Origin of the sequence: Spirillospora sp. CA-108201 (genome assembly GCF_050936235.1) — a bacterium.
Classification (GTDB): Bacteria; Actinomycetota; Actinomycetes; order Streptosporangiales; family Streptosporangiaceae; genus Spirillospora.
Genome location: NZ_JBNJNE010000001.1, coordinates 1,154,457 through 1,177,087 on the forward strand (window position 1 = coordinate 1,154,457; position 22,631 = coordinate 1,177,087).

General features: G+C 71.3%; 18 protein-coding genes. 11 read left to right on the plus strand and 7 right to left on the minus strand.

The annotated features are described in order from the left end of the window. Positions 1–94 precede the first annotated feature (94 nt). Both ACQEU6_RS05535 and ACQEU6_RS05540 read right to left on the minus strand, forming a co-directional pair. Positions 95–937: a PAC2 family protein gene (locus ACQEU6_RS05535; protein WP_499329508.1), complete on the minus strand. Its 843-nt coding sequence runs from the start codon at positions 935–937 to the stop codon at positions 95–97. A gap of 202 nt (positions 938–1,139) precedes the next feature. Further along, on the minus strand, positions 1,140–1,601 hold the full coding sequence (locus ACQEU6_RS05540; RefSeq protein ID WP_499329509.1) for a universal stress protein: 462 nt from the start codon (positions 1,599–1,601) through the stop codon (positions 1,140–1,142). Positions 1,602–1,782: 181 nt separating this feature from the next. Between ACQEU6_RS05540 and ACQEU6_RS05545 the strand changes: the two genes are divergently transcribed. From ACQEU6_RS05545 to ACQEU6_RS05575, 7 genes are all read left to right on the plus strand, one after another. Beyond that, positions 1,783–2,439, plus strand: a complete 657-nt coding sequence (locus ACQEU6_RS05545) for an HAD family hydrolase (protein ID WP_499329510.1) — start codon at positions 1,783–1,785, stop codon at positions 2,437–2,439. A gap of 206 nt (positions 2,440–2,645) precedes the next feature. Further along, a complete protein-coding gene (locus ACQEU6_RS05550; protein WP_499329511.1) occupies positions 2,646–3,080 on the plus strand; it encodes a hypothetical protein in 435 nt (144 codons plus the stop codon). Between the two features lie 431 nt (positions 3,081–3,511). After that, a complete protein-coding gene (locus ACQEU6_RS05555) occupies positions 3,512–4,504 on the plus strand; it encodes an ABC transporter permease (protein WP_499329512.1) in 993 nt (330 codons plus the stop codon). Between the two features lie 53 nt (positions 4,505–4,557). After that, the gene (locus ACQEU6_RS05560; RefSeq protein ID WP_499329513.1) at positions 4,558–6,312 is read left to right on the plus strand and encodes an ABC transporter substrate-binding protein; all 1,755 of its coding nucleotides are present in this window, start codon (positions 4,558–4,560) and stop codon (positions 6,310–6,312) included. Positions 6,313–6,417: 105 nt separating this feature from the next. After that, entirely contained in the window at positions 6,418–7,431 is a 1,014-nt protein-coding gene (locus ACQEU6_RS05565; protein ID WP_363983591.1) for an ABC transporter permease, read from the plus strand. Next, on the plus strand, positions 7,431–8,498 hold the full coding sequence (locus tag ACQEU6_RS05570; RefSeq protein WP_499329514.1) for an ABC transporter ATP-binding protein: 1,068 nt from the start codon (positions 7,431–7,433) through the stop codon (positions 8,496–8,498). The genes ACQEU6_RS05565 and ACQEU6_RS05570 overlap by 1 nt, the downstream gene beginning before the upstream one ends. 23 nt (positions 8,499–8,521) lie before the next feature. Next, entirely contained in the window at positions 8,522–9,661 is a 1,140-nt protein-coding gene (locus tag ACQEU6_RS05575; protein ID WP_499329515.1) for an ABC transporter ATP-binding protein, read from the plus strand. 93 nt (positions 9,662–9,754) lie between these two features. Here ACQEU6_RS05575 and ACQEU6_RS05580 read toward each other — a convergent pair whose 3' ends face one another. The 5 genes from ACQEU6_RS05580 to ACQEU6_RS05600 all read right to left on the minus strand — a co-directional run bounded on the left by ACQEU6_RS05580 (position 9,755) and on the right by ACQEU6_RS05600 (position 16,281). Continuing rightward, positions 9,755–12,256 (minus strand): ABC transporter permease, encoded by a 2,502-nt coding sequence (locus ACQEU6_RS05580; RefSeq protein WP_499329516.1) that lies wholly within the window; start codon positions 12,254–12,256, stop codon positions 9,755–9,757. Continuing rightward, positions 12,253–13,083, minus strand: coding sequence for an ABC transporter ATP-binding protein (locus ACQEU6_RS05585; protein WP_499329517.1), 831 nt, complete (start codon positions 13,081–13,083; stop codon positions 12,253–12,255). Before ACQEU6_RS05585 ends, ACQEU6_RS05580 begins: the two co-directional genes overlap by 4 nt. A 238-nt stretch (positions 13,084–13,321) precedes the next feature. Beyond that, a complete protein-coding gene (locus ACQEU6_RS05590) occupies positions 13,322–14,002 on the minus strand; it encodes a response regulator (RefSeq protein ID WP_363983598.1) in 681 nt (226 codons plus the stop codon). A gap of 110 nt (positions 14,003–14,112) precedes the next feature. After that, positions 14,113–15,336, minus strand: a complete 1,224-nt coding sequence (locus tag ACQEU6_RS05595) for a sensor histidine kinase (RefSeq protein WP_499329518.1) — start codon at positions 15,334–15,336, stop codon at positions 14,113–14,115. Positions 15,337–15,432: 96 nt separating this feature from the next. Next, positions 15,433–16,281: a RecB family exonuclease gene (locus tag ACQEU6_RS05600; protein WP_499340096.1), complete on the minus strand. Its 849-nt coding sequence runs from the start codon at positions 16,279–16,281 to the stop codon at positions 15,433–15,435. Positions 16,282–16,617: 336 nt separating this feature from the next. On the opposite strand from ACQEU6_RS05600, the gene ACQEU6_RS05605 reads away from it, so the two are divergent. The 4 genes from ACQEU6_RS05605 to dop all read left to right on the plus strand — a co-directional run bounded on the left by ACQEU6_RS05605 (position 16,618) and on the right by dop (position 22,538). Next, on the plus strand, positions 16,618–17,799 hold the full coding sequence (locus tag ACQEU6_RS05605; protein WP_499329519.1) for a site-2 protease family protein: 1,182 nt from the start codon (positions 16,618–16,620) through the stop codon (positions 17,797–17,799). 62 nt (positions 17,800–17,861) lie between these two features. Next, positions 17,862–18,818, plus strand: coding sequence for a tRNA (adenine-N1)-methyltransferase (locus ACQEU6_RS05610; protein WP_499329520.1), 957 nt, complete (start codon positions 17,862–17,864; stop codon positions 18,816–18,818). A 313-nt stretch (positions 18,819–19,131) separates the two neighbouring features. Beyond that, positions 19,132–20,895 carry a proteasome ATPase gene (gene arc / locus ACQEU6_RS05615; RefSeq protein ID WP_499329521.1) on the plus strand — a complete coding sequence of 588 codons (1,764 nt, stop codon included), beginning with the start codon at positions 19,132–19,134 and terminating at the stop codon, positions 20,893–20,895. 125 nt (positions 20,896–21,020) lie between these two features. Further along, positions 21,021–22,538: a depupylase/deamidase Dop gene (gene dop / locus ACQEU6_RS05620; protein ID WP_499329522.1), complete on the plus strand. Its 1,518-nt coding sequence runs from the start codon at positions 21,021–21,023 to the stop codon at positions 22,536–22,538. Positions 22,539–22,631: the final 93 nt, after the last annotated feature.

The following is a 22,631-nucleotide window of genomic DNA, read 5'->3' on the forward strand; positions in this document are numbered from 1 at the left end:
GGCCGGCGGGCCCGTCACAGCGGGCCCGCCGGCCCGTGCACGCCGGTGAACCGGCCGAAGGGGGCCGGCGGCCGAAAGGGCGGAGGCGCCGCGCTCAGCCCGGGTCGCGGCGGCGCAGGTAGCGCTCGAACTCCCGGGCGATGGCGTCGCCGCTGGCCTCGGGCAGCTCCGTGGCGTCCTTCTGCTCCTCCAGCGTGCGGACGTACTCGGCGACCTCCGAGTCCTCCTCGGCGAGCTCGTTGACGCCGTGCTCCCAGGCGCGGGCCTCCTCGGGCAGCTCGCCGAGCGGGACGGTGACGTCGAGGAGGTCCTCGACGCGGCGCAGGAGGGCGAGGGTGGCCTTGGGGGAGGGGGGCTGGGCGACGTAGTGCGGGACGGCGGCCCACAGGGACACGGTGTCGAGGTCGGCCTTGGCGCAGGCGTCCTGGAGGACGCCGAGGATGCCGGTCGGTCCCTCGTAGCGGGCCGGCTCCAGGTTCAGGGTGTTGACCAGGCCGGCCTCGGACGCGGCGCCGGTGACCGGCACCGGCCGGGTGTGGGGGGCGTCGGCGAGCAGCGCGCCGAGCAGCACGACGTTGCGGATCTCCAGCTCCAGCATCAGCCCGACCAGCTCGCGGCAGAAGGAGCGCCACCGCATGTTGGGCTCGATCCCGTGCAGCAGCACGACGTCCTTGCCGTTCGGCAGCCGCGCCCACGACACGCGGGTCGTCGGCCAGGTGATGCCGCGGGTCTCGCCGTCGGTCATCTCGACGATGGGGCGGGTGACCTGGAAGTCGTAGTAGTCGTCGGGATCGAGCTCGGCGAGGGGGACCGCCTCCCAGGTCGACTCCAGATGCGCGATCACCCCGCTGGCGGCCTCCCCGGCGTCGTTCCACCCCTCAAAGGCGGCCACGAGCACCGGATCGACGAGTTCCGGCACGCTTTCGAGCTCGACCACGCGCTGCCTCCTTTCGACGCCCAGGTACAGCGTCACCGACGGGGGCCGTCATTCCCGGGGGTCGGGGGCCCCGCTCATGATCGGTGGCTGTCAGCCTACGTCCTGACGGTGACGTACCCCACCCCTCCGGAAGCCAGACCCCGCCGTGTACGCCCGCGGCGGAACGCGGGTCACGATCGGGTCACCGGCCGCGCGACGGGCGTCATCTTCCGCGCGGGGTGGTGTGCACGATGAGCACGTCGCAGGGGGCGCGGTGCGACAGGTTCGCCGGGACCGATCCGAGGATGCGGCCCGCGAGGCTGTTGAGGCCCCGGTTGCCGATCACCATGAGGTCCACGGGGCGCTCCTTCGCCAGCTTCGACAGCACGTCCACGGCGTCGCCCTCGACGGCCGCCTGGTCGATGTCGGTGGCGCCGGCGGCGACCGCCCGCTCCCGTGCCGCCCGCAGCGCGTCGTCGGCGGGGGTGGACCCCTGCACCTTGTAGGCCAGGTCGCCGAGCCGGTCGGAGGCGCTGGCGCGCTCGCGCTCGGGCATGGGGCTGTAGGCGGAGGCGAGCAGGAGGGTGGCGCCCGTGGCGGCGGCCAGCTGCGCGGCCTTGTCGACCGCGCGGAACGAGGAGTCGGAGCCGTCGGTGCCGACGAGGATGGTGCGGTAGGCGCTCATGCCGTTCCTTACTCGTTGGTAGGCAACTGCTGGCACGCTACCGGTCCGCCGTCCCATCCGTCACCGTCTCCTTGCACACCCCGTCCAAGAGGCGCGGGCCCGCCGGCGGGGGAGGGACCGGAGTGTCCGTTGATCGCATGGATAGGGTGGTTCTCCGACCCTGCGACCTGTGAGGAGAGCTGTGACTGGTGGCGGCCCGCACGCCGTGCTGTTCGACATGGACGGTCTGCTCATCGACTCCGAGAGCGTCTGGCTGGAGGTGGAGTCGGAGGTCATGGCGTGGCTCGGCGGCGAGTGGACTCCCGCGCACCAGGAGCGGCTGGTCGGCGGCTCCCTGTACGTCGCCGTCGACCTCATGCTGGAGCTGACCGGGGCGGACGTCCCGCGCGAGGAGGTCGGCCGGCGGATGCTGGACGGCATGGCCGAGCGGCTGGGCGCCTGCGTCCCGATGATGCCCGGCGCCAAGGACCTGCTCGCCGAGGTCCGCGCCGCCGGGGTGACGGCGGCGCTGGTGTCCTCCAGCCACCGGCGGCTGATCGAGCCGGTGCTGGACGCCGTCGGCCGCGAGCACTTCGCGCTCAGCGTCGCCGGGGACGAGGTGACCCGGACCAAGCCCCACCCCGAGCCGTACCTGACCGCCGCCGCCCGGCTCGGCGCCGACCCCGCCCGCTGCGTGGTGCTGGAGGACTCCCCGAACGGCGTCGCGGCGGCGGAGGCGGCGGGGTGCGTGACCGTCGCCGTGCCCGGCCTCCTGCCGATCCCGCCGGCCCCGGGCCGGACGGTGGTCGCCTCGCTGCGCGAGGTGGACCTGGAGCGGCTGCGCTCGCTGGTCGCCTGACCGGAGGCGCCCCGTCCCGCCGCCCGGCCGTTGCCCGGCCGTGACCTCATACCCGGGAGCCGGTACCCGCGGGGCGGTCCCCAGGGGGCCCCTCCCGCCGCAGGAGGAGATCGTCCCGGACGCGAACCCTCCGCCAGAAGGAGCAGGTCCGGCGGTTCGCGTGTGACGATGGGGAGAGCACCGCCGTACGGAATAGAGGGGCCGGCATGAGCGACGCAGCCATATTCGCGATCAGTCTCGGGGTGACCCTGGTCGGGCTGGTGATCAGCTGGGGCGCCTACCGCCGCCGGGGCGCGGGCACCGGGCTGCGCGGCGCGGCCCTGTCGCTGGTCCCGCTCGCGGCGGCGATGACGGGCGTGACCGAGTTCGTCGTCGACCTGGCGTTCAGCCCCGTGAAGTGGGCGGGCGTCGCGGTGGCGGGCCTGGCCGTCGTGCTCTACCTGGCGTCGGGGGCGATGCTGAGCCGCCGCGGAGCCGCCGGGGGCGGCGGGGGCGGAGGCAAGGCCGCCGGGGGCGGCGAGGGGCGCCGCTCCGCGGGCGGCGCCGCCAAGCCGAAGCGGGGGGTCGAGGGGCCCGCCGCCGGCGGCGACCCGGAGATGGCGGAGATCGAGAAGATCCTTCGCGACCGCGGCATCTCCTGACGCCGCGCGGCTCCGCACGCGTCGTGACGGCGGGGCGGGACGCCCCTGACGGGGGCGTCCCGGCCCGCCGTTTCTGCGCGCGAGGCCCCTGACCTGCGGACGATCAGTCTCAGATCGGACTCAGTACGGTAAAGCTTGCCGTTCCTGACCTGTCCGGCGGTGCCGACCACATCTCCCCTGAACGTACTATTCGGGCGGTTTGTCCGAAGTGGTACGCGGACGCGTGTTCCCCAGATGACGACGAGATCACAAGTCAGATACGGGTACTTCCGAAGGACGCTTCACGGATGGACAGTCGTGCCCGAAGGACTACGTTTCCCTTCAGCAAACGCGGCGTAACGGGCACGGGGGCAGCGGATGATCTCCGCGACCGCCGGTCACTCGCCGGCGGCATGGCCGAACCAGTGGCCGGACGGTAGGAGGTATCGAGCGTGGCCGCACCCCTAGAGGTGACCGGGTCCGACAGCGAGGCGCAGCCGGAGGCGGTTCTCGCCGGCGTCGACAGGAAGAAGATCCAGGGACGCTCACTCGGGCAGATCGCTTGGATGCGGCTGAAGCGGGACAAGATCGCTCTCACCGGCGCGGTCATCGTCCTCGTGCTCATCCTGATCGCGATCGTCGGGCCGTATTTCGTGCAGGACCCGCTGGCGTACCACCAGAACCTGATCGACCCGACCTACAACCGGCCGAAGTCCGGGATCTGGCACACGGGCATCAGCGGCGAGCACCTGCTGGGCGTGGAGCCCGGCACCGGCCGCGACCTGCTGGCCCGCATCGTGCACGGAGCCCGGATCTCGCTCCTGGTGTCGTTCCTCGCCACCCTGCTGTCGGTGGTCATCGGAACGATCATGGGCATCGTGGCCGGCTACTTCGGCGGCTGGGTCGACTACCTGATCAGCCGGGCCATGGACGCCTTCCTGGCGTTCCCGCTGCTGCTGTTCGCGATCGCGCTGGTCGGCGTCGTCTCCGACGGCGCCTTCGGCATGAACGGCAACGGGCTGCGGATCTCGGTGCTGGTCGTGGTCATCGGCTTCTTCAACTGGCCGTACATCGGCCGCATCATCCGCGGCCAGACGCTGTCGCTGCGCGAGCGCGAGTTCGTCGACGCCGCGCGCAGCCTGGGAGCCCGCAACTCCTACGTGCTCTTCAAGGAGATCCTGCCGAACCTGGTCGCCCCGATCCTGGTCTACTCGACCCTGCTGATCCCGACCAACATCCTGTTCGAGGCGGCGCTGTCGTTCCTCGGCGTCGGAGTGATCCCGCCGACGCCCTCGTGGGGCGCCATGCTGACGCTCGCGGTACCGATCTACTCCTCGGACCCCGCGTACATGATCATCCCTGGTATGGCCATCTTCATCACCGTCCTCGCCTTCAACCTCTTCGGTGACGGGCTGCGGGACGCTCTCGACCCTCGGGCCAAGTGACTCGGGTTCAACCGACCCGTCTAATTGAAGGGGTGCGCCTGCACATGAACAAGATGAGACCAGTTGCGGTCTTCGCGGCCGGTGTGGTCGTGGCCGCAGGGCTCGCCGCCTGCGGCGGCGGTGAATCCGGAGGCTCGGGGAGCGGTCCCGGGTACAACGCCGGCGTGAACGAGGTCGTCAACAAGTCGGACAAGAAGGGCGGCACGCTCAAGCTGGCCGACTCCGACGACTGGGACTCGCCGGACCCCGGCAACACCTACTACGCGTTCTCCCAGAACTTCGCCCGTCTCTACGGTCGCGGTCTGACCACGGCCAAGGCGGCGGCGGGCAAGGAGAGCCTCGAGATCGTCCCTGACCTGGCCACCGACATGGGCCAGTCCACCGACGGCGGCAAGACCTGGACGTACAAGCTGCGGACCGGCGTCAAGTACGACGACGGCACCACGGTCACGTCCAAGGACGTCAAGTACGCGATCGAGCGCAGCAACTACACCAAGGAACTGCAGCTCGGGCCGAAGTACTTCAAGCAGTACCTTGTCGACAACAAGCCCGCCTACAAGGGCCCGTACGACGACAAGAGCGACGAGGGTCTGAAGTCCATCGAGACCCCCGACGACCAGACGATCGTCTTCCACCTGAACGAGCCGTTCCAGGAGTTCGACTACCTGGTCTCGATGTCGCAGTCGATCCCCGTGCCGAAGGCCAAGGACACCGGCACCAAGTACGAGTCCGCGATCGTCTCCAGCGGCCCGTACAAGATCGACAACTACACGCGCGGCAAGTCCATGTCGCTGTCGCGCAACCCGAACTGGAACCAGAGCACCGACCCGCTCCGCAAGGCGCTGCCGGACAAGATCGAGGTCCAGGTCAAGCAGAACGCGGACGACATCGACCAGCGGCAGCTGGCCGGCGCGCTGGACATGGACATCACCGGCGTCGGCGTTCAGGCCGGGACCCAGCCGAAGGTGCTGACTCCCGAGCAGAAGCCGTACGTGGACAACCCGATCCAGGGCTTCCTGCGGTTCATGTCGCTGAACGTGAACGTCAAGCCGCTCGACAACGTCCACTGCCGGATGGCCGTGCAGTACGCGACTGACAAGGTCGCCGCGCAGACCGCCTACGGAGGCCCGCTGGCCGGCGGCGACATCGCCACCACCGTGCTGCCCCCGTCGGTGGACGGCTACACCAAGTTCGACCTGTACCCGCAGAAGCAGGCCGACGGCGGCGGCCTCGACCAGGCCACGCTCGCCAAGGCCAAGTCCGAGCTGCAGGCGTGCGGCAAGCCGAACGGCTTCAGCAGCAAGATCTCGGCGCGGTCGGACCGGCCGAAGGAAGTCGCGATGGCCGAGGCGATCCAGCAGAGCCTCGCCAAGGTCGGCATCAAGGTCAGCATCGTGCAGTTCCCGGCCGGCGACTACTTCAACAAGTACGTCGGCGTGCCGAAGTACGTTCACGACCACGGCATCGGCATGATGATCATGGCGTGGGCGGCCGACTGGCCCACCGGCTACGGCTTCCTGTCGCAGATCGTGCACGGTGCGGCGATCAAGCCGTCCGGCGGCAACAACCTCGCCGAGCTCAACGACCCGAAGGTCAACAAGGGGCTCGACGACGCGATCTCCAACCCGGACAAGGCGGCTCGACTGACCGCCTACGGTGAGGTCGACAAGGCGGTCATGGCGACCGCGACCGAGGTCCCGCTGATCTACGCCAAGGCCCTGATGTACCGGCCGAAGCGCGTGACGAACGCGGGCATCACTTACTACTACGGCGGAATGTACGACTACCTCAACATGGGCGTGGAGTGACACTCCGCCTCGTCCGTGAGTCCAGCTGAAGGCAGGTGAAGGCGACGCCCGCCGGCCGGTCCGGGACCCACAGGTCCCGCCGGCCGGCGGGTTCGGCCGAGCATTGTGTTCGCATACATCATCCGGCGCCTCATCGGTGCCGTCGTCATGTTGCTGCTGGTCAGCATGGTGACCTTCGGCATCTTCTTCTGGTTGCCCAAGATCGCCGGGCAGACGACCGACCAGATCGCGGCGTCCTATGTGGGCAAGGCGCCGACCGCCGAGGCCATCCAGGACACCAAGGAGCGGCTCGGCCTCGACAAGCCGGTCGTGGTGCAGTACGGCAACTACGTCAAGGCCATCGTCGTCGGCAAGGACTACAAGGCCGGTCCCGTGACCGACCACTGCCCCGCGCCGTGCCTCGGCTACTCGTTCCGCAGCAGCCAGCCGGTGCTGGAGACGCTGGTCGACCGGGCCCCGGCGACCCTGTCGCTCGCCCTCGGCGCCGCCCTGGTCTGGCTCGTCGGCGGCATCGCCACCGGGGTGCTGTCGGCGCTGCGCAGAGGCTCGCTCTGGGACCGGGCGGCGATGATCATCGCGCTGAGCGGCGTGTCGCTGCCCATCTACTTCACCGGCCTGGTCTCGCTCGCGCTGTTCTCCTACACACTCAAGATCTTCCCGGGCGGCGGCAGCTACACCCCGTTCACCTCCAATCCGGTGAGCTGGTTCCAGGCGCTGGTCCTGCCCTGGGTGACGCTCGCGTTCCTCTACGCCGCGATGTACGCGCGGCTCACCAGAGCGGGCATGCTGGAGACGATGAACGAGGACTACATCCGCACCGCCCGCGCCAAGGGCCTGTCGGAGGGGACCGTCGTCACCAAGCACGCGCTGCGCGCCTCGCTGACGCCGATCCTCACCATCTTCGGCCTCGACCTCGGCCTGCTGCTCGGCGGCGCGGTCCTGACCGAGAACACCTTCGGCATCCCGGGGCTGGGCCAGCTGGCGATCAGTTCGATCAGGGGCGGCGACCTGCCCATGGTGCTCGGCGTGACGCTGCTCACGGCGACCTCCATCATCGTGATCAACTTGATCGTCGACATGCTGTACGCGATCGTCGACCCGAGAGTGAGGCTTGGCTGATGGCCGGCACCGCGCCCGCCGCGGACACCGCGGACACCGGCGAGGCCCCGAGCGCGTTCCTCGAGGTCCGCGATCTCAAGATCCACTTCCCGACGGACGACGGCCTGGTCAAGTCCGTCGACGGCCTGTCGTTCCAGCTGGAGCGCGGCCGCACGCTCGGGATCGTAGGCGAGTCGGGCTCCGGCAAGAGCGTGACGAGCCTCGGCATCCTCGGCCTGCACAACCGGCGCAACGCCGACGTGTCCGGCGAGATCTGGCTGGACGGCAAGGAGATCGTCGGCGCCTCGCAGACCGAGGTGCGCCGGCTCCGCGGCCGCGACATGGCGATGATCTTCCAGGACCCGCTGTCGTCGATGCACCCCTTCTACACGGTCGGCCACCAGATCATCGAGGCCTACCGGGTGCACAACGACGTGTCCAAGTCGGTGGCCCGCAAGCACGCCATCGACATGCTCGGCAAGGTCGGCATCCCGAAGCCGGACCAGCGGGTGGACGACTACCCGCACCAGTTCTCCGGCGGCATGCGGCAGCGCGCGATGATCGCGATGGCGCTGTCCTGCGACCCCGAGCTGCTGATCGCCGACGAGCCGACCACGGCGCTGGACGTGACCGTCCAGGCGCAGATCCTGGACCTGATCCGGGACCTGCAGCAGGAGTTCAACTCCGCGGTCATCATGATCACCCACGACCTCGGGGTGGTCGCCGAGCTGTCCGACGACATCCTGGTGATGTACGCGGGCCGCGCGGTCGAGTACGCCTCCGTCGACGACGCGTTCCACCGGCCGCTGCACCCCTACACCTGGGGGCTGCTCGGCTCGATGCCGAGGCTGGACCGGGAGCGCTCGGAGCGGCTGATGCCGATCGAGGGATCGCCGCCGAGCCTGATCAACGTGCCGTCGGGGTGCGCGTTCCATCCGCGCTGCCCTTACAGTGACCTCAACGGGGACAAGAGCACGACCGAGCGGCCCGAGCTGGTCGAGGCCGAGCCCGGCCACAAGGCGGCGTGCCATCTCCCGCTGGAGAAGAAGCGGCAGATCTGGAACGACGAGATCCGGGCGAAGCTGTGACGAGCACGGGTGGGAACGAGACTGTGAACACTACGAAGACCCCGGCCGACGAGACCCGTCCGGCCGCGGAGACCCGCCCCGTGCGGGACGGCGAGCCCCTGCTGGAGGTGGAGAACCTCGGCAAGCACTTCCCCGTCACCGCGGGGCTGCTGCGCCGGCAGGTCGCGGCGGTCAAGGCCGTCGACGGCGTGTCGTTCTCGGTGCGCAAGGGCGAGACGCTCGGGCTGGTGGGCGAGTCGGGCTGCGGCAAGTCCACCACCGGCCGGATGATCATGCGGCTGCTGGACCCGAGCTTCGGCAAGATCACCTTCGAGGGCCAGGACATCACCACGATGTCGCAGGGGCGGCTCCGGCCGCTCCGCCGGGACCTCCAGATGATCTTCCAGGACCCGTACTCGTCGCTGAACCCGCGCAAGACGGTCGGCGCGATCGTCGGGGCGCCCTTCCGGCTCCAGAACCTGGAGGCCAAGCAGGGCGTCAAGAAGGCCGTCCAGGAGATCCTGGAGCTGGTCGGGCTCAACCCCGAGCACTACAACCGCTACCCGCACGAGTTCTCCGGCGGTCAGCGGCAGCGCATCGGCATCGCCCGCACCCTGGCCCTCAAGCCGAAGCTGATCGTCGCGGACGAGCCGGTGTCGGCGCTGGACGTGTCGGTGCAGGCGCAGGTCGTCAACCTGCTGGAGGACCTGCAGAACGAGCTCGACCTCACCTACGTGGTGATCGCGCACGACCTGTCGGTCGTCCGGCACATCTCCGACCGCGTCGCCGTCATGTACCTCGGAAAGATCGTCGAGGTGGCGGACCGGGCGGACCTGTACGAGCGGCCGATGCACCCGTACACCAACGCGCTGCTGTCGGCGGTGCCGATCCCCGACCCGAGCGAGCGCGGGGACCGCAAGCGGATCCGGCTGCAGGGCGACGTGCCGAGCCCGCTCGACCCGCCGCCCGCCTGCCGCTTCCACACCCGCTGCTGGAAGGCGCAGGACATCTGCAAGCAGGTCGAGCCGCCGCTGGTGGAGCTCAGCCCGGGCCACCAGGCCGCCTGCCACTTCCCGGAGAACACCACGGTGAGCGCGACCGACGCGGTCGCCAAGGCCGCGGTGGCGCCCGGTGCGCAGGCCGTTGACCCGGCCCCGGCCGACGGCGCGGAGGCCGTGGAGTAGCGCCGCCAGGCGCACCCCGCGCATGAGGAAAGGCCCGGCCCCCGCGAGGGGGACCGGGCCTTCTTCACGGCCGCTCCACGGCCGCGCCCCGGGCTACTCGGTGGAGATCGCCTTGAGGACGTCCATGCGGCCCGCGCGCCACGCCGGCCACAGCGCCGCCAGCACGCCGATGACCGCGGCGACCACCAGGTAGATCCCGAGGGTCCCGTACGGCACGGCGAGGACCCCGAGGCCCTTGTCCGCGAGGGCGTTCTGCAGCGCCGCGCCGAACGCCACCCCGATGCCCATGCCGAGCACCGCGCCGAAGACCGCGATCATGATCGACTCCAGCCGGACCATGCGGCGCAGCTGCCGCCGGGAGATCCCGATCGCGCGCAGCAGCCCGATCTCTCGGGTCCGCTCGATCACCGACAGCGCCAGGGTGTTGACCACTCCGACGGCCGCGATGATGACCGACATCACCAGCAGGATCGTCAGGAACGTCACCAACCCGTCGACCTGCTTGCGGGCGTCGGCCTTCAGCGACGCCTGGTCGGACACCTTCAGGTTCGGGTAGTCCTTCAGTGCCGACTCCAGCGCGCCCTTCGTCGCCGCCGACGGCGCCGAGGCGTCCACCACGACCGTGGTCACGGTCGGCTTCACCGTGTGCCGCAGGTGCGCCTGCTGGGAGATGAGGCGGGGACCGATCAGATTGCTCTTGGCGTACACGCCGGCCAGCGTCAGCCGCTCGGTCCGCCCGTCGGTGAACTGCACCGGGACCGCCGTCCCGACCTTCCAGCCGCGGGCCTTCGCGGTGTCCTCGTCCACCATGATCCCGGCGTCGCCGATGTCGGTTCCACCGGAGGTGATCTTCAGCCTGGCGGCCTTGGCGATCACCGCCGCGTCACCGGACACGTACCACGCCTTCTTGTTCTCGATCTTGGCGTCGCCCTCGTAGGTGGGGGACGCGGCGGTCACCCCGGGCGTCGCCCGGACCTTCTGCGCGGCCTCGGCGCTGATGCCGCCCGCGCCCTGGACCTCGACGAGGTAGTCGGCGCCGAACTGCGCGTCGACCTGCTCGTCGACCGAGGCCCGCATCGTCGCGCCCAGCACGTTGACCGTGGTGATCAGTGCCAGTCCGATCATCAGCGCGGCGGCCGTCGCGGCCGTGCGGCGCGGGTTGCGCAGCGCGTTCTGGCGCGCGAGGCGCCCGGGCGGGCCCATCAGCCGCGCGAACGGCGCGCCGAGCACCTTCATCACCGGCACGCTGATCACGGGGGCGAGCATGGCCACGCCGATGAAGACCGCGAACGCGCCCACGCCCACGGGGACGACCGGGTTGCCGCCGTTCCCGGCGAGGCCGACGCCGATGAGGGCCGCGCCCACGAGGGTGAGGAGGGAGCCGAGCGCGATCCGGATCCGCAGCGAGCGCTGGGGCAGCGCGACGTCGTCGCGCATCGCCGCCACCGGCGGGATCTTCGCGGCGCGGCGGGCCGGGAAGTAGGCCGACACGACCGTCACCACGATGCCCACCGCGTACGACCAGATCACCGGGGTCGCGGTGAAGGTCAGCCCGCCCTGCCCGGCGTCGCCCATCTGCGACTGGAGCAGCGACGCCAGGCCCGCGCCGGCCGCGAGGCCGAGGGTGGAGCCGACCACGCCGACCGCGACCGCCTCGCCGATCACCGCCCGCGTCACCTGGCCGCGGGCCGCGCCGATCGCGCGCAGCAGCGCCAGCTCGCGGGTCCGCTGCGCGACCAGCATCGAGAACGTGTTGAAGATGATGAACGACCCGACGAAGATCGAGATGAGCGCGAACACGAGCAGGAACGTGCGGAAGAAGCTCATCATCGCGGCGATGTCGCTCTTGGACTCCTCGCGGAGCTTCTCGCCGGTGACGGCCTCCAGGTTCTGCGGCAGCGCCTTGGCGACCCGGTCGCGCAGCTCGGCCTGGGACGGGCCGCTGGAGCCCATCTCGATGTCGCTGAAGTAGCCGGGCTTCAGCATCAGCCGCTGCGCGGTCGGGGTGTCGAACCCGGTGAGCGTCGCGCCCATCAGGTTCCCGGCGTCGACCAGCCCGACGATCCGCATGCGGACGGGCGGCCCGGCGGTGATGACCCGGGTGGTGTCGCCGACCGCGAGCTTGCCCTTCTCCGCGGTCTTGGCGTCGATGACGACCTCGTCCGGCCCCCGCGGGGCGCGGCCCGACGCCAGGTCGGTGGTCCCGCCCGTCGACCAGTTCGACCCGAGCTGGGGCGGCCCCTCCTGGGCCGTTCCGACGATCTTCCCGTCCTTGCCGACGACGGCGGCGTACCCGTTGACGTTGCCCTTGGGGTCCTTGACGCCGTCGATGCCCTGGAGGGTCTTCAGCACGGTCGCCGGGACCGGCTGCGCCGCCATCCCGTCGTCGTCGCCCTCGATGACCTTCTTGGCCCGCACGTCGACGGCCACGTTCGTGCCGATCCGGCTGAACAGGTCGTCGAACTGCTTGTTCATGCTGTCGGTGAAGATCAGCGTGCCGGCCACGAACGCGACGCCGAGGATCACCGCGACGGCCGTCAGCACCAGCCTGATCTTGTGCGCCGCGAGGTTGCGGAGCGTGACCTTGCCCATCATCGCGCCGACACCCCGGATTCGGGCGCGCCCGCGGGACGGGTGTTGTGGCCGCCGGCGTCGAAGCCCTTCATGCGCTCCAGCACGCGGTCGGCGGTCGGCTCGGTCATGGTGTCGACGATCTGCCCGTCCGACAGGAACAGCACCTGGTCGGCGTAGGCGGCCGCGGACGGGTCGTGAGTGACCATCACGATGGTCTGCCGCATCCGCCGCACCGAGTCGCGCAGGAAGCCGAGCACCTCGGAGCCCGAGCGCGAGTCCAGGTTCCCGGTCGGCTCGTCCGCGAAGATGATCTCCGGGCGGGAGGCCAGGGCGCGGGCGCACGCCACCCGCTGCTGCTGCCCGCCCGACAGCTCGGTGGGACGGTGCTTCAGCCGCGGCCGCAGCCCCACCGTGTCGATCACCGCGTCCAGCCACTCCTTGTCGGGCTTGCGGCCAGCGATGTCCATCGGCAGCGTGATGTTCTCCAGGGCGGTCAGGGTCGGCACCAGGTTGAACGCCTGGAAGATGAAGCCGATCTTGTCGCGGCGCAACCGGGTGAGCTGCTTGTCCTTGAGCCGGGTCAGCTCGGTGTCGCCGATGAGGACCTGCCCGGAGTCCACCGAGTCCAGCCCCGCCATGCAGTGCATCAGGGTGGACTTGCCGGACCCGGAGGGGCCCATGATCGCGGTGAACCGGCCGCGGGGGATGCCGACGGTGACCCCGTCGAGCGCGACGACCTGGGCGTCGCCGCGTCCGTACACCTTCGCGATCTGCTGGGTTCGAGCGGCGAAGTCGCCCGCCCCGGGCGCTTGCTCCGCGCCGGCGGTCGATGGGGCGATGTTCGTCACGTGTACTCCCGTGGGTGAGTGAGCTGGAATGCGTCCGGACCGCGCCGTGCCCCCGCGATCCGACACCCAAAACCCTAGAAGCCGAACAAACCGGTTTCCTGGACCCCAGGAACGGACTTGCCCGTCCACCCACGGCAGGAGAAACCCGTCTCCCGTCGTCCTACCGGAGTAGACCTCCGGGACCGAAAGTCAGGGGCGCCTCAGGGCCGACCCCGAAACCGGCGCCCCGGCCCGCGCGTCAGCTCTGGCCGGGCCTGCTCAGCCCCGTCTCGTACGCGTACACCACGGCCTGCACGCGGTCCCGCAGGCCGAGCTTGGCCAGGACGTTCCCGACGTGCGTCTTCACCGTCGTCTCGCTCACCACGAGCTCCGCCGCGATCTCGGCGTTGGACTGGCCGCGGGCCACGTGCGACAGCACCTCGCGCTCGCGCTCGGTCAGGGTGTCCAGCCCGGGCGGGGGCGCCGCGTCCCGGACGGCGGGCAGCCGGCTGGCGAACTTGTCCAGCAGGCGCCGCGTCACCGACGGCGCGACGATCGCGTCGCCCGCGGCCACGATGCGGATCGCCTGCACCAGGTCCTCCGGCGGGGAGTCCTTGAGCAGGAACCCGCTGGCGCCGGCCCGGACCGCCTCGATGACATACTCGTCCAGGTCGAACGTCGTCAGGATCAGCACCCTCGGGTCGTGCGACGCCGCGCCCTCCCGGATGATCCGGCGGGTCGCCTCGATGCCGTCCACCCCCGGCATCCGGATGTCCATCAGCACCACGTCCGGCAGCAGCGAGCGGGTCAGCTCCACCGCGGCCGCGCCGTCCCCGGCCTCCCCGACGACGGCGATGTCGGCCTCCGCCTCGAGGATGAGCCGGAACCCCGTCCGCAGCAGCGGCTGGTCGTCGACGAGCAGCACCCGCACCGTGGTCATCGGGCCGCCACCGCCGGCCGCCGTTCCGGACCGTTCATCGCCCTGCTCCTCGCCCTCACCGGACCGCCGCGTCCGCGGCGCTCCTGCCCCAACCTACGGCCTCGCACGGCTCACGGCTCCAGCGGGAACCGGGCCCGCACGCCGAATCCGCCGCCGACCCGCGGCCCGATCTTCAACTCGCCACCGTACAGCGCGACCCGCTCGTACATGCCGACCAGGCCGTGCCCGGGATTGTCCCCGTCGTCGGCCATGAACGTCGCCGTCCCGCGCCCGTCGTCCTCGATCTCCACCGTCAGGTCGCTGTCGCCGTAGTACAGCCGCACCCAGGCCCGCGCCTGCGGCCCGGCGTGCTTCAGCGTGTTCGTCAGCGCCTCCTGGATCAGCCGGAACGCCGCCACGTCGACGCCCGGGGACGGAGGCCGCGCCTCGCCCTCCATCCAGAGCTGCACCGACAGGCCCGTCTCCCGGACGTGCTCCAGCAGCTCGCCGAGGTCGCCCAGGCCCGGCTGCGGCGCCAGTTCCCGGCCCGCCCGCTCGGGATCGCGGTCCGTGCGCAGCACGCCGACGATCCGCCGCATCTCGCTCAGCGCGGTGCGCCCGACCTCCTCGATCGTGGACATCGCCTCGCGCGCGCTCCCGGGGTCCCGGTCGATGATCCGCCGCGCGGCGCCCGCCTGCACGGTCATCACGCTCACGTGGTGCGCCACGACGTCGTGCAGCTCCCGCGCGATCCGGGACCGCTCCTCGACGCGGGCGGCCCGCGCGTCGGTGCCGCGCGCCCGCTCCAGCCGGGCCGCCCGGTCCTCCAGCTCGGCGAAGTACGCGCGGCGCAGCCGCAGGTTGCGGCCCAGCACCCACACGCCGATCACCAGCGCGCAGTCGGTGATCAGCACCTCCGGCGCCACCGATATCGGCAGCAGCAGCAGGTAGGCGAGGAAGTAGACGAACGCCGTCGCGCCGCCGAGCGCGCTCTGCGCCAGGCCCCGGTGCGCCGCCACGCTGTAGACGGCCACCAGGAACGCCACGACGTCCGGCACCGACGGCGGGTAGTGCGCCACCGCCGTCACCAGTTCGCCGCCGATGATGAACAGCAGCACCGGCATCGGGTGGCGGCGGCGCCATGTCAGCGCCATCGTCACCACGGTGACCAGCAGCCCGTCCCAGACGTCCGGCGTCCGGAAGTCCGCGTAGCCGTCGCCGGCGGGCAGATCCTCCAGGAACAGCTGGGGCAGCCCCACCGCCAGCACGCCCAGCGCGAGCAGCGCGTCGGCCGCCATCGGGCGCGAATGCAGCCAGGCGCGAACGGCGTGGAGACCACGGATGCGGGGTGACACGACACTCACCCTAGGAGGCCGCGGCAGGTCCCGAGCCCTCCTGAACGCGGATCCGCGGTCCTCCCCAAGGATGACCCGCACGCGCCGGGGCCGCTACTAGAGATCGTCGTGCTCCCGGGCCGGCGCCGCGGCGGGGGCGTCCGCCCGCCGCGCCTCCTCCAGGTCGGCGGGGGAGGGGCGGTTCACCGGCGCCGCGGGCAGCGGCGGGGGAGTGCCGCCGAACTCCGGGCAGCGCTCCTTGTGGTCGCACCAGTCGCACAACCGCCCCGTGCGCGCCCGCCACTCGCCGGTCTCCATCGCCCGCCGGATGGCCTGCCACAGCGCCTCCACCTTGCGCTGCGTCGCGCGCAGGTCGGCCTCGTCCGGCTCGTAGCGCAGGATCTCGCCGTTGCCCAGGTACATCAGCTGCAGGAGCCGCGGGACCCGTCCGCGCAGCCGCCACAGCACCAGCGCGTAGAACTTCATCTGGAACAGGGCCCGCGCCTCGAAGTCGGCCCGCGGGGCCGTCCCGGTCTTGTAGTCCACGATCCGCACGTCGCCGCTCGGCGCCACGTCGACCCGGTCGATGTACCCGCGCAGCTTCAGCCCCGAGTCGAGCACCGTCTCCACGAACAGTTCGCGCTCGGCGGGCTCCAGCCGGCGCGGGTCCTCGAGGGTGAAGTACCGCTCCACCATGCGCCGCGCCTGCGCAAGCCACTCGGCGTGCTCGGCCTCGCCGTCGGCGCCGTCCTCGAACAGCTCGGCCAGCCCGGGCTCGGCCTCCAGCAGCCGGTCCCACTCCGGCGCCAGCATCTCCAGCGCCGCCTCCGGCGTGCGCGCCCCGGTCGGCAGGTCGAACAGCCGCTCCAGCACCGCGTGCACCAGCGTCCCCCGCACCGCCGCGGCGCTCGGCCGCTCCGGGATCCGGTCGATCACGCGGAACCGGTACAGCAGCGGGCACGTCATGAAGTCGCCCGCCCGCGACGGCGACAACGACCCGACCACCACCGCCGCGTCCCCCGCCTCCGCCGTCCGCGCGGGCGGCACGGACGCCCTGCCGTCCGCCTCGATGCCACCCGCCTCGGTGCTGCCCGCCTCGGTCGTCGTCATGGCACAGCAGCGTAGGTGACACCCCTGACGGAAAGCCCGCACCCGCCGCCGCGCGCCCCGCGCGGGGACGGCGCGCCCGTGGCGCAGGACCGGCACCGCCCATGGCGCAGGACCGGCACCGCCCGTGGCGCAGGACCGGCACCGCCCGTGGCGCAGGACCGGCACCGCCGCCGGGGCCGTAGCATCAGTGGCGTGACACACAGCGCGCCCCCGACCGAGGACAGGACCCCGGCCGGCGGCCGCGGTCGCGACGACGACCGCCCCGCACGCCCCGGCCTGCTCATGGGCCGCCTCTTCGGCGTGCCCGTCTACGTCTCGCCCAGCTGGTTCCTGGTCGCGGTCCTCGTCACCGTCATGTTCGAGGGCCAGGTCGACGGCGTCGTCAGCCGCCCGCTCAGCTACCTCGTCGCCTTCACCTACGCCGTCCTGCTCTACGGCTCGGTGTTCGTCCACGAGCTGAGCCACGCCGTCACCGCGCGCGTCTTCGGCCTGCCCGTCCGCTCCGTCACCCTCCACATCCTCGGCGGGGAGACCTCCATCGAGCGCGAGGCGCCCACGCCCGGCCGCGAGTTCCTCATCGCCTTCGCCGGGCCGCTGGTCAACCTCGTCCTCGCCGGGCTCGGCCTGCTGGTCCACGCCGTCGTCCCCCTGCCCGACGTCGTGCTGCTGCTCGTCGAGGCCCTCACCTTCGCCAACCTCCTGGTCGGGCTCTTCAACCTGCTGCCCGGCCTCCCGCTGGACGGCGGCCGCCTCGTGCGCGCCGTGGTCTGGAAGGTCACCGGGCGCAGCCGCAGCGGCGGCGTCTTCGCCGGCTGGGTCGGCCGCGGCGTCGCGATCGCCTGCCTCGTCGCCGGCGCCTATCTCGCCACCTACGACACCGGCGAGGGCGGCGGCATCGGCTGGCTCGCCCTGCTCTGGTCGGCCCTCGTCGCCTCGTTCATCTGGGTCGGCGCCACGCAGTCCATCCGCGCCGAGCGCGTCCGCGACCGCATCCCGCTGCTGTCGGCGCGCCGCCTCGCCCGCCGCGCCACCCTCGTCACCGCCGACGTCCCGCTCGCCGAGGCCGTCCGCCGCGCCCGCGAGGACCAGGCCGGCGCCCTCGTCATCGCCGACCACGACGGCAGGCCCCTCGGCCTCGTCAGCGAGAAGGCCGTCACCGCCACCCCCGAGCACCGCCGCCCCTGGGTCAGCGCGGGCGACCTGTCGCGGGGCATCGACGGCGGCCTCACCCTGCCCGCCGACCTGTCCGGGGAGGAGCTCGTCGAGGCGCTGCGCCGCGCGCCCGCCTCGGAGTACCTGCTCGTGGAGCCCGACGGGGGCGTCTACGGCGTGCTCGCGGTCGCCGACGTCGACCGCGCCTTCGCCGGCGTCTGACCGCCCCCGCGCGCCGCCGCGGCGGCCCGACCTGCCCGCGCCCGCCGCTAGCCTTGACCTCCATGAGCGAACCCCGACCCGACGGCCCCGCCCCCTCGCCCGGCCGCATCCCGCACGGCCCGTTCCGCCCCGGCGACCAGGTTCAGCTCACCGACCCCAAGGGCCGGATCAACACGATCACCCTCCAGCCCGGCAAGGTCTACCACTCGCACAAGGGCTCGGTCCCGCACGACGAGATGATCGGCAGCCCGGAGGGCAGCGTCTTCCGCTCCAGCGGCGGCACCGAGTACCTGGCCTTCCGCCCGCTGCTCGCCGACTTCACCCTCCGCATGCCGCGCGGCGCCGCCGTCGTCTACCCCAAGGACGCCGCCCAGATCATCGCGATGGCCGACATCTTCCCCGGCGCCCGCGTCGTCGAGGCCGGCGCCGGGTCCGGGGCCCTCAGCTGCTTCCTGCTGCGCGCCGTCGGCGAGCACGGCCTCGTCTCCTCCTACGAGCGCCGGCCCGACTTCGCCGACATCGCCCGCGCCAACGTCGAGAAGTTCTTCGGCGGGCCCCACCCCGCCTGGCGGCTCACCGTCGGCTCCCTGGAGGACGCCCTCGCCGAGGCCGACGTCGACCGGGTCGTCCTGGACATGCTCGCCCCCTGGGAGACCCTCGACGCGGTCGCCAAGGCCCTCGTCCCCGGCGGCATGGTCTGCGCCTACATCGCCACCACCACCCAGATGTCGCGGGTCGTGGAGGACCTGCGCTCCCACGGGCGGTTCGCCGAGCCCTACGCCTTCGAGACGATGCTGCGCTCCTGGCACGTCGACGGCCTCGCCGTCCGCCCCGACCACCGCATGGTCGGCCACACCGGCTTCCTCGTCACCGCGCGCCGCCTCGCCGACGGGGTGACCCCGCCCGCGCGCCGCCGCCGCCCCGCCAAGGGCGCCCACCCCGTCACCGGCGACGCCGCGCCCTCGCCCGGCGCGGCGCCCGCCTCGGGCACCGCGCCCGGCGGACCCGCCCAGGCCTAGGGGGCCCGTCCCGAGGAGAGGTCCGGGGCCTGTCCCGAGGTGGGCCGGGACTTTGAAACGCAGCGTAGATCACATTCCGCCGGGGTCCCCGCACCGGACTCGGCAAACGCCGTGCCACGACACGCCCGGGATCTCGAACCCGCAGGTCCGGGCGTCGTAAGCCCTCGGCCCGCGTCACTTCCACGGAACCCCTGGCAACCCTCCCGGAAGACCCCCGCACGACACGAACACCGAATGGGCAGGTTACGGAAGCCCTCCAGATAGGTAGGGTCTCAGTAGGTCGTCGGCTCTCTTCGTGAGGAGGTGGCGGGGCGTGGCCGCTCGTGACGATGCTGGGGCGCGCAGGGCGCAGCACGAAAAGGAGGTCAGGGACCTCCAGACGCAGATCTCCTTCCTGGAGGAGGAGATCTCCGTGCTGCGCCGCAAGCTCGCGGAATCCCCTAGGCAAGTACGTGTGCTGGAAGAACGCCTCCATGAGGCACAGGCCAACCTGGCCGCCGTAACCGGTCAGAACGAGCGTCTCGTAGCGACCCTCAAAGAGGCTCGCGAACAGATCGTGGCGCTCAAGGAGGAGGTCGACAGGCTCGCACAACCACCCTCCGGGTACGGGGTCTTCCTGGACGCCCGTGACGACGGAACGGTCGACATCTTCACCGGCGGGCGCAAGCTGCGCGTCAACGTCAGCCCGGCCGTCGACGCGGAGGAACTGCAGCGCGGCCAGGAGGTCATGCTCAACGAGGCCCTCAACGTCGTCGAGGCGCTGAAGTTCGAGGAGCAGGGCGAGGTCGTCATGCTCAAGGAGCTCTTCGACGACGGCGAGCGCGCCCTGGTCATCGCGCACGCCGACGAGGAGCGCGTCGTCAAGCTCGCCGAGCCGCTGCGCGGCGTCCCGCTGCGGGCGGGCGACTCCCTCATGCTCGAATCGAGGTCCGGCTACGCCTACGAGAAGATCCACAAGGCGGAGGTCGAGGAGCTCGTCCTCGAAGAGGTCCCCGACATCTCCTACAACGAGATCGGCGGCCTCGGATCGCAGATCGAGATGATCCGCGACGCGGTCGAGCTGCCGTACCTGCACGCCGACCTGTTCCGCGAGCACCAGCTGCGGCCGCCGAAGGGCGTGCTGCTCTACGGTCCGCCCGGCTGCGGCAAGACGCTCATCGCCAAGGCCGTCGCGAACTCGCTCGCCAAGCAGGTCGCGGAGAAGACGGGCCAGGAGGGCAAGAGCTTCTTCCTCAACATCAAGGGCCCCGAGCTGCTCAACAAGTACGTCGGCGAGACCGAGCGGCACATCCGCCTGGTCTTCCAGCGGGCCCGTGAGAAGGCGTCCGCCGGGACGCCGGTCATCGTGTTCTTCGACGAGATGGACTCGATCTTCCGCACCCGCGGGTCGGGGGTCTCCTCCGACGTCGAGAACACGATCGTCCCTCAGCTGCTCAGCGAGATCGACGGCGTCGAGGGCCTGGAGAACGTCATCGTGATCGGCGCGTCCAACCGCGAGGACATGATCGACCCCGCGATCCTGCGGCCGGGCCGGCTGGACGTCAAGATCAAGATCGAGCGGCCGGACGCCGAGGCCGCCAAGGACATCTTCTCCAAGTACATCCTGGACGGCCTGCCGCTGCACCCCGACGACGTCAAGGAGCACGGCGGTTCCACCGAGGCCACCGTCGAGGCGATGATCCAGCGCACCGTCGAGCGCATGTACACCGAGAGCGAGGAGAACCGCTTCCTGGAGGTCACCTACGCCAACGGGGACAAGGAAGTCCTGTTCTTCAAGGACTTCAACTCCGGGGCGATGATCCAGAACATCGTCGACCGCGCCAAGAAGATGGCCATCAAGCAGTTCCTCGACACCGGCCAGAAGGGCATGCGGGTCAACCACCTGCTGGCCGCCTGCGTCGACGAGTTCAGTGAGAACGAGGACCTGCCCAACACCACCAACCCCGACGACTGGGCCCGGATCTCCGGCAAGAAGGGCGAGCGGATCGTCTACATCCGCACGCTGGTCTCCGGCACCAAGGGCTCCGAGGCCGGACGCTCCATCGACACCGTCGCCAACACCGGCCAGTACCTGTAGGCCCCGACCGTGACGCGCGCGGCGGCCCCTCGCACAGGGGCCGCCGCGTGGGCGCGCCACGCCACGGCCGCCGCGAACAGCGGGCCCCATGGCTCCACCCTTCCCGCCCCGATAGGCTCGACGATATGAGTGTGCGGCGGGTGATGGGCATCGAGACCGAGTACGGCATCTCCGTACCCGGACAGCCAGGTGCGAACGCGATGGTGACCTCCTCCCAGGTCGTCAACGCCTACCTGGCGGCGTCGGCGGCACGGGCCCGCAGGGCCCGCTGGGACTTCGAGGAGGAGAACCCGCTCCGGGACGCCCGCGGCTTCGACCTCGCCCGCGAGGTCGCCGACCCCACGCAGCTCACCGACGAGGACCTCGGCCTCGCCAACGTCATCCTGACCAACGGCGCCCGGCTGTACGTCGACCACGCCCACCCGGAGTACTCGGCGCCCGAGTGCACCAACCCGCTCGACGCCGTCATCTGGGACAAGGCGGGTGAGCGGGTGATGGCCGACGCCGCGCGCCGCGCCGCGCTCGTCCCGGGCACCCACCCCATCCAGCTCTACAAGAACAACACCGACAACAAGGGCGCCTCCTACGGCTGCCATGAGAACTACCTCATGCGCCGCGAGACGCCCTTCGCCGACATCGTGCGGCACCTCACCCCGTTCTTCGTCTCCCGCCAGGTCGTCTGCGGCGCCGGCCGGGTCGGCGTCGGCGTGGACGGCCGCGGCGACGGCTTCCAGATCAGCCAGCGCGCCGACTTCTTCGAGGTCGAGGTGGGGCTGGAGACCACCCTCAAGCGGCCGATCATCAACACCCGCGACGAGCCGCACGCCGACCCCGAGAAGTACCGGCGGCTGCACGTGATCATCGGCGACGCCAACATGGCGGAGCTGTCCACCTACCTCAAGCTCGGCACCACCTCGCTCGTCCTCGCCATGATCGAGGACGGCTTCCTCACCGCCGACCTGTCGGTCGACATGCCCGTCGCGGCGCTCCGGGCGGTCTCCCACGACCCGTCCTGCAAGCACCTGCTCACGCTGCGCGACGGGCGGAAGATGACCGCGGTCCAGCTCCAGATGGAGTACCTGGAGCAGTCGCGCAAGTACGTCGAGGACCGGTTCGGCGCGGACGTGGACGAGATGACCAGGGACGTCCTCGACCGCTGGGAGTCCGTCCTGCACCGCCTGGGCGACGACCCGATGCAGCTGTCCCGCGAGCTCGACTGGGTGGCCAAGCTGTCCCTCCTGGAGGGCTACCGCAGCCGCGACGGCCTTGACTGGTCCCACTCGCGCCTCCAGCTCGTCGACCTGCAGTACACCGACATCCGGCCCGACAAGGGCCTCTACAACCGCCTGGTGGACCGCGGCCGCGTCGACCGGGTCGTCACCGAGGCGCAGGTCCAGGCGGCCGTCGAGGACCCGCCGGAGGACACCCGGGCCTACTTCCGGGGCCGCTGCCTGCGCCAGTACGCCGAGTCCGTCGCCGCGGCCTCGTGGGACTCGGTCATCTTCGACGTCCCAGGCCGGGAGTCGCTGCAGCGCGTGCCCACCCTGGAGCCCCTGCGCGGCACCAAGCAGCACGTGGGCGCCCTCCTGGACCGCTGCCGCACCGCGGCGGACCTCGTGGCCACCCTGACCGGCCAGAGCTGAACGGGCGGCGGGCACGGTCGGCGTGCCCGAGGGCCCTGCCGCGCCCTGCCGGGTAACGGGCCGGTTTCGTGGCCGCTTTGCCCGTTTCGCTGG

Excerpts from the sequence above, each read along its gene's own strand:
- ACQEU6_RS05540 (WP_499329509.1), bottom strand. The coding sequence starts at position 1,601 with ATGAGCGCCTACCGCACCATCCTCGTCGGCACCGACGGCTCCGACTCC.
- ACQEU6_RS05550 (WP_499329511.1), top strand. The coding sequence starts at position 2,646 with ATGAGCGACGCAGCCATATTCGCGATCAGTCTCGGGGTGACCCTGGTC.
- ACQEU6_RS05560 (WP_499329513.1), top strand. The coding sequence starts at position 4,558 with ATGAGACCAGTTGCGGTCTTCGCGGCCGGTGTGGTCGTGGCCGCAGGG.
- ACQEU6_RS05570 (WP_499329514.1), top strand. The coding sequence starts at position 7,431 with ATGGCCGGCACCGCGCCCGCCGCGGACACCGCGGACACCGGCGAGGCC.
- ACQEU6_RS05580 (WP_499329516.1), bottom strand. The coding sequence starts at position 12,256 with ATGATGGGCAAGGTCACGCTCCGCAACCTCGCGGCGCACAAGATCAGG.
- ACQEU6_RS05590 (WP_363983598.1), bottom strand. The coding sequence starts at position 14,002 with ATGACCACGGTGCGGGTGCTGCTCGTCGACGACCAGCCGCTGCTGCGG.
- ACQEU6_RS05600 (WP_499340096.1), bottom strand. The coding sequence starts at position 16,281 with ATGACGTGCCCGCTGCTGTACCGGTTCCGCGTGATCGACCGGATCCCG.
- ACQEU6_RS05610 (WP_499329520.1), top strand. The coding sequence starts at position 17,862 with ATGAGCGAACCCCGACCCGACGGCCCCGCCCCCTCGCCCGGCCGCATC.
- dop (WP_499329522.1), top strand. The coding sequence starts at position 21,021 with ATGAGTGTGCGGCGGGTGATGGGCATCGAGACCGAGTACGGCATCTCC.